The following is a 7,234-nucleotide window of genomic DNA, read 5'->3' as shown; positions in this document are numbered from 1 at the left end:
AGCAGCAGGTCAGCACCATCCAAACCCAAGAGCGCATGGGCTGATCCCAACACTCCTTTCTCTCCAACTCAACTCCCGCTCGCAGGAGTGAACAGGTTCCCACAGCCCTCGCTGGTTCAAGGTCGGCCCCCCAACGACTGGTGGGTGGGCCTCCCGAGTCTGTACCCCCCGATTCCTGAGCCAGTGCGCTATCGGGTGAACCGTTCGTCCGCGCAGCTGCACTGAGGACAGCCATTCTTGTCGCGACGCGGCGGTCCATCGCAGCTGATGCCGCACGTGGGCATCGGGAGGCACTGGACCTGGGGTGGGGCTGGCGGGGGAGTCTTGGACGGTGCCTTCATGGCCGGCGGGGCGATATCGATGAAGTCCGATCGGGCCGAGCAGGTGGTGGCGCCGCGCAGCTCGACGGTGAAGTGCACCGTGTATCTTCCGGGAGCGAGTGCCTTGTTGCAGGAACCTCCCCCCGGATCCACGCGGGCCCGCGCAAGCTCGACCACCGCATGCGGCTCGATTCGCAACGAGCGCCGCTCGGGCTGTCCCGGCGGGCAGGCCCCCATAGCACAAGCGCCATAGTAGTCGTAGGAGCCGGGCAGTCCTTCGAACCGAGCCGCCCCACCTGGGCAGGTCGCGGGCAGGGAGACGTCGATGGGTGTCGCAGCCCAGCTCTTCGCACGAGCAATGAGCTCCCAGTGGCCATCCGAGTGCTGCTCGGTGGCAGTGATCAGCTCGATCTCGCAGTCGCCCGGTGGCTGCGGCCGGGGCGCGATCGCGCCTGGAGGCATGCGGTGCTCCGGCATCATCGGCTGACGGGGTGACTCGGTCTCCGGGGCAACAGGCTTCGAGGGTGAAGGCTTCGTCCCTGGTCCGGCCGGCCCGCCTTCTGCGGCGGACATACAGGCGAGGAGAAACACGCCAAGAGCGACGGCAGGGTAGCGCATGAGCATGGCGTGGGCTGGACGGCGCGGCCTCGGACAAATTCCATCGTCCGGGCTCTGCCCAAAAAAGAATGGGCCCGGGAACAAGTCCCAGGCCCACGGAAGGGCAGTGAGAGCCAGACACTCTCACTGCCGAGCCTCTCCCTCAGGAGAGGAAGCCCACGCTACGGCGACACGGCGAAGATCAGATCGTCATGGTCCGTGTACGAACCCGCCGCGCACGTGCCCGCGCTGCCTCCGTAGCGGAAGTTCGCGCGCACCGCCTGCAGCGCACCCGCCGGCAGCGTGTACGTCGCCGACAGCGTCTGCGCTCCCGCCTTCGTCGGCGACAGCGTGGCCAGGAACACCCAGCTCGGGCTGTTCGCGTTCGCCGCGTAGTACAGGTCCAGCTTGTCCGAGGTAAAGGTGGAGTACGCCCACACCGTGGCCTCGATGCGCACCACCTTGCCCGTCCGGAACGCCGTGCCATCCGTCGTCAACACGCGGATCCGGTCGTTGGACTCGTCCGAGTGGTACACGCCCGAGGTGCCGTCCGCGCATGTGCCACCGATGGTGTTCGGCTTGTTCACCTCGGGGCCCAGGTTCGCGCGGCCATTGAGCAGCGAGGGGCCCGAGTCACACACGGTGTTCACGCTGGCGCACTTGGGCGCCCTCAGCGTCGCGTCATACACCGCCGTGGTGCTCACGTTGTTCGCCGTCACCGTCACGCTCGCGCTCGTGCCCACGTTGCCCGCCGCGTCGTACGCCTTGGCCACCAGCACCCGGCTGCCGTTCGCCGACGTCGTCGTGTCCCACGCGTAGCTGTAGGGCGACGTCGTGTCCGAGCCCTTCAGCGCGCCGTCCACAAAGAACTCCACCCGGCTCACCGCCACGTTGTCCGAGGCGTTCGCCGAGAGGGTTGTCGATCCCGTCACGATCGAGCCCGCAGACGGCGCGGTAATCGCCGCCATGGGCGGCGTGGTGTCGCTCGAGCCACCGCCCACCGTGCCCTTGGCCAGCTCCGCCACGAAGGCCGCGCCCAGCTTGGAGAACTTCAGGGCGTGCGTCGCCGTGCCCGCGCTCCGTGCCAGCGTGTCGTTCGTGGTGTGGATGGCCGAGTTGTGCTGGTTCATCAGCGCCTCGAACGGCATGGAGGCCGCGAAGCCGTTCTGGTACCACGAGGCGTGGTCCGAGCACGCGTAGCCGCACGTGGTGTTGGACCACGTGGCAATCGCGTACGTGTCGAGGACGCTCGTGACGAACGAGTTCTGCGCCGCGTTCGTGTTGTCCGTCACCATGCCGATGTCCACCGTCGAGCCGCGGTAGTTCGTCATGTCCAGCTGCAGCACACCCACCACGTTGACCAGGTTGTTCTTGTGCCAGAGGGCGATGTCCTTCGAGCCTCTCAGGCCCACCTCCTCGGCCGCGTAGCCCATGAACTTCACCGTGCGCGCCGGCCGGTAGTTGTTGACCATCATCGACCGGATGACCTCCGTGATGGACGCGATGCCCGAGGCGTCATCGTCCGCGCCAGGCGCGCTAGAGCCCGAGCTGGTGGAGTCCAGGTGGCCACCCACCACCACCACCTCGCTGGGCAGCGAGGTGCCGGTGATCGTCATGATGACGGAGGGCTGGTTGTAGCCCGTGTGAGCGAACGTGGCGACGCTCACGTCCGGACGCCCCGCCGCCAGGTTCTGCCACGTCGTCTTGATCCAGTTGGCCGAGTCCACACCCGTCTGCGAGGTGTAGTAGCGCGTGGGGTAGCTGGACAGTGTGGTGATGGTGCCGCGGATGTTCGGCTCCGCCATCGAGCCGAGGAGCGTGTTCACCGTGGCCGCGTTGTCGATGGAGTAGGAGACCAGCGACTGGACGGGGACCGGAGTGCCCGCCTTCTCCATCGCCGACAGCGCCTCCTGCTGCGAGTCATGGGCCTCGAAGCCACCGCACCGGGTGTACTTCTCGTGGATGACCTTGGAGATGAGCGGCAGCTGGGACTCGCTCACCTTCAGCGTGGCCACGCCGTTCTTCACCGGTACCGCGGTGTCATGCTGCCAGCCCGCGCCGCGCAGCTCCGCCAGCACAGGCTCCAGGATGTCCTCACCGAGGGTGATCCACTGCTCGCGATCGACGGCCGGCTGCATGATGGCCTGGATCGGCTGCGCCTGCGCCAGCACCGGGGTGGCACCCCAGAGCAACAGCGCCGCGGGAGCGAAACGCTTCATTCCCATGATGCTCCTCCAACTCAGAAAGACCTCTATTTCTTGGAACCCTAGAGGCCGCGGGCACTCTAGCCCTCAAGGAAGAGAATTCGCTCCAGGTGAAGTCCGAAAAAATGAAGGGACCCCACACCGCGGCTGCATGGCGCAGCGCGGCGGGGGTCCCTGAGAGAAGGATGGTGCTCCAACTACTGGCGGGCGTCCGTCTCAGCCACCGGGATGGGGAAGCGCGTGTGGACGAAGTGCTCCGGCTTGTCCTTGGGCAGCTGGTCGAGAGCCTCGTACCGGCGCATGTCGATCCAGCGGTGTCCACCCTCGAACAGCAGCGAATAGCGGCGCTCGTAGAGGAGCACGTCCGTGGCGTTCTCTCCCGTCAGCGTCACAGGGGGCAGCCCGCCGGCGTGCTGGCGGATGTAGTTGATGTCCAGCTCGGCGTCCGCGTCGTTGTTCAGCTGGATGTTGGCCTCGGCCCGCAGGAGGATGAGGTCCTCGTTGCGGATGATGGGCACCGGGGTCAGCTGGTCCGGGTACAGGGTGAACATGTACTGGGAGGTGAGGCCCTGGTAGGTGCGGGCCTCCACGACCTTGATCTTGTTCTTCACCCGGTTGTCCAGGCACTTGAACGGGAGCTTGGGGTCGTCGGTGCAGTCGGGCTTGCGCTCGGCGTCCGTGACGATGGAGGGGTGAGCGAAGATGTTGGGGCTGGTGAGCCCGTTGGTGGTGTCTCCCGAGCCCTTGCCGAAGACGTGGTAGTCGCCCAGTGACAGCTGCACCTCGTCATCCGGAGTGCCCCCCGGCGTCTGAGGGGTCAGGAACGACTCGCTGAGGGCCTGCAGTGCCCCCGCCCAGTTCTGCCGGTACACCTCTGCCCGGGCCTTCAGCGCGCGGTTGAACTTCAGGAAGTCCTCCGGCCTGTTCGCGCCCTGGAGGCCGGTGCTGACTGGGAAGGGCAACACGGCGTCCGGCGCCTCGAAGTGGGTCTTGGCCTCGTCCAGCAGCGTGACGACGTGCGAGAGCAGCTTCTCGCGGTTCTCGATGGGGGCCGGCGGCTCGATGTCTCCGCCCACGTCGATGGGGCCGCCATTGGTGTCGCGGGTGACGACGACGGTGAGGAAGTCCAGCGCCTGCATCGTCTTGGCGAAGCCGCGGATGCCCTCCTTCTCTCCCTCGGAGACGTCGAGCACCTTGTCGACCGCGGCCAGCAGCGTGTTGGCGTTGCGGATGTTGGCGTAGGGCTGGTTCCACAGGTTGCCACCGAACGCGGGGCTGCCCGGATCCAGTGAGGGAGAGGCCAGCATCTCAGTGACGAAGCGCGGGTCGGCCGCGTCGAACGTGTACGACTCACGCCCGAGGATGCCCAGGTGGGCCACGTAGCCGTTCTGGGCGGACTTGCCGTTGCGGCTGCCCATGACCAGGCCCGTGGAGGCGGCGAACACGGCCGAGGGCGTGGGGTTCTCCCTGAACGTGTCCAGGCTGGGGTTGTTGAGGTCCGGCACCTCGAGGCCGCACGCCCCGAGGCCCAGGGTGGAGGCGCAGAGCGCCGACAGCAGGGTCTTCTTCATGTCGCGAGTCCTCATGGCGTTAGAACCCCACATCGATGGAGGTCCAGAAGCTGCGGCTCGGCGGGAACGGAGCCACGTCGATGTTGCGGGCGATGGCCTGGTTGCCGAAGTTGCTGACCTCCGGATCCAACCCCGAGTACCCGGTGATGGTGAAGACGTTACGGGCGCTCAAGGACAGCCGCGCGCTCTTCACCTTGGGGATCTGCGTCACCCAGCTGTCCGGCAGCTGGTACGTGACGGTGATCTCTCGCAGCTTCAGGAAGCTGGCGTCCTCGATGTACACGCCGGCGCTGGTGGCCTGGTCCTTCAGGCGCTGCTCACCGGCCCCCACGAAGTCTGGCGTGTTCTGCCCCAGATCGTAGATGAAGCGGGTGAGGTTGATGACGTCGCTGCCCTGCTGCCAGTCCAGCAGGAAGGACAGGCTCCAGCCCCGGTAGCGGAAGCTGTTGGAGAAGCCCATGCGGAAGTCCGGCTCGGTGTCGCCGAGCTTCCTCACCTCGCAGCAGGTGCCGTCCGCCTTCAGCCCGGCGTTGCCGACGATCTGCGTGGCGCTGGCCCCCTTCTCGATACGGAAGGAGCCCAGGCCGTTGCCGAAGCCGCCCACGTTGAAGTCGGGCACCGGCAGATCTGTCACCTTGCTGCGGTTGACGGTGAAGGTGGTGTTGGAGACCCACTCGAACTCGCCGCCGTTGAACGGGTTGAGCTGGACCATGATCTCGACGCCCCGGTTGCGCAGGGAGCCGCCGTTGAGGAACTGGGTGGTGAAGCCGCTGGAGGGCGCCAGCGCGCGCTGCAGCAGCAGGTTGCTGATGTTGCGCTGGTAGACGGTGAGCTCGGTGACGATGTTGCCGCCCATGAAGATGGCGTCCACGCCGGCCTCCACCTCGCGCTGGCGCTCGGGGACGATGTTCTCGTCACCCAGGATGCCGCTGCCGATGAGGCCGGGGAAGCTCTCGATGTTGCCGTTGGCCAGCAGCGCGCTGAACTTCTGGCCGTACCTGGGCTGGTTGCCCGTCTCGCCGTAGGCCAGACGCACCTTGAACTCGTCCACGGAGGGGCCGAACGAGGGCACCCGGTAGGCGGTGGCAAGCTTGGGGTACAGGAACAGCTTGTTGGGGTTGCCGTTGTTGCTGCTCTGCTCGCCGCGCAGCGCGCCAATGAGGGTGAGCCGCTCATCCAGGAGGATGGCCTCCTCCTGCAGGTAGTAGCCGCGGTCGCGCACCAGCTGCCGGTTCTCCCGCACGACGACCTGCGTGCCCGCGTCCACGTTGGGCTGGCCCGCGTTGAGGTAGCGGCTGATGACGTAGAGCGAGTTCGTCGTCCGCTCCTCGAGCGAGATGCCGGCCGAGGTGTTGGAGTTGATGCCCGTGCCCTGGGGGCGCAGGTTGTACACCACGTTCAAGCCGCCGTTCAGGTTGCGCACGTCGCTGCTGCCGGCCAGCGAGGTGCCCGGCAGGCCGTCATCCACCGCCTCGAAGTTCAGCTCGGGCGGGAAGAACACGTTGTTCTTCTGCTGGAAGCGATCCACGCCGAAGTTGGCCAGCACGCGCAGCTCGCTGGTGGCGTCCTTGTGGACGTTGACGGTGGCATCACCGGAGGCCAGCAGGCGCCACACGTCCTCGTCGTTCTTCACCAGGGCCGCCGTCTGCAGCGGGTTGGCGAGGCTGCCGATGAAAGGGTTCTCCGGGTAGATGCCGTTCTCGTCCGGCTCCAGGCTGTAGAAGCTGGGCGTGAAGGGCAGCACCATGTGGTAGGTGACGCCGGCGTTGTCGTTGTTGGCCAGGCCGCGATCGCTCAGCGAGTGGACGAGGTTGGCCGAGGCGTTCACGTCGATCAGGCTGCCCAGCTTCTGGCCCAGGTTGAGGCGGAAGGACTGCTTCTCATACCCGGTGCGCCCGATGATGCCCTCGTCGTTCTTGATGAGGGCCGAGCCGAAGTAGCGCGTGTCTCCGGAGGCGCCGCTCACGCTGGCCACCGTCTCCGTGGACAGATCCCTGCGGCCGGCCAGCTCCGCCTCGTGGTCGTAGAACTTGCCCTCGCGGAAGGCCTCGCGCGCGCGCTCGCCGAACGCCGCCGCGGCCTCGTCCTCGGAGGTGAAGCGGCGCGCGCCGACCTTGTTGGCCAGCGTGTAGACGCCGAAGCGCTGGGTGATGTCGACCCGCGGCTCGCCGCTGGAGCGGCCCCGCTTGGTGTTGATGATGACGACGCCGTTGCTGGCCTTGGAGCCGTAGATGGCGGCGGCCGAGGCGCCCTTGAGGATCTCGATGCTCTCGATGTCGTTGGGGTTGATGTCCGCGACGCGGTTGACCTGGCTGTCCTGGGTCGGCTGCGGGTTGGAGCCACCCGTGGAGGCGGTGACGGCGAAGATGCCGGAGGCGATGGCCACGTCGCTGATGATGACGCCGTCGATGACGTAGAGCGGGGCCGTGTCACCGTTGATGGTGGAGACGCCGCGCAGCCGCATCTGCAAGCCGCCGCCGGGGGCGCCGGAGTTGGCCTGGATGTTGGCGCCAGCCACCTTGCCTTGGATGGCCTGGTCCAC

At 66.9% G+C, this 7,234-nt stretch carries 4 protein-coding genes; all 4 read right to left on the bottom strand.

The features are described 5' to 3' along the window. Positions 1-188: 188 nt before the first annotated feature. Positions 189-782: a hypothetical protein gene (locus tag VD972_RS38660; protein WP_324993845.1), complete on the bottom strand. Its 594-nt coding sequence runs from the start codon at positions 780-782 to the stop codon at positions 189-191. Positions 783-1,099: 317 nt separating this feature from the next. Continuing rightward, entirely contained in the window at positions 1,100-3,142 is a 2,043-nt protein-coding gene (locus VD972_RS38655; RefSeq protein ID WP_324993844.1) for a M20/M25/M40 family metallo-hydrolase, read from the bottom strand. A 176-nt stretch (positions 3,143-3,318) separates the two neighbouring features. Then, complete coding sequence (locus VD972_RS38650; RefSeq protein WP_324993843.1) at positions 3,319-4,692, bottom strand: RagB/SusD family nutrient uptake outer membrane protein; 1,374 nt, start codon at positions 4,690-4,692, stop codon at positions 3,319-3,321. Positions 4,693-4,711: 19 nt separating this feature from the next. Continuing rightward, the coding region (locus VD972_RS38645) for a SusC/RagA family TonB-linked outer membrane protein (protein ID WP_324993842.1) at positions 4,712-7,234 on the bottom strand (2,523 nt) is incomplete at its 5' end.

The organism is Hyalangium sp., assembly GCF_035629615.1.
GTDB lineage: Bacteria > Myxococcota > Myxococcia > Myxococcales > Myxococcaceae > Hyalangium.
This window is presented reverse-complemented; position numbering and strand designations above follow the sequence as displayed.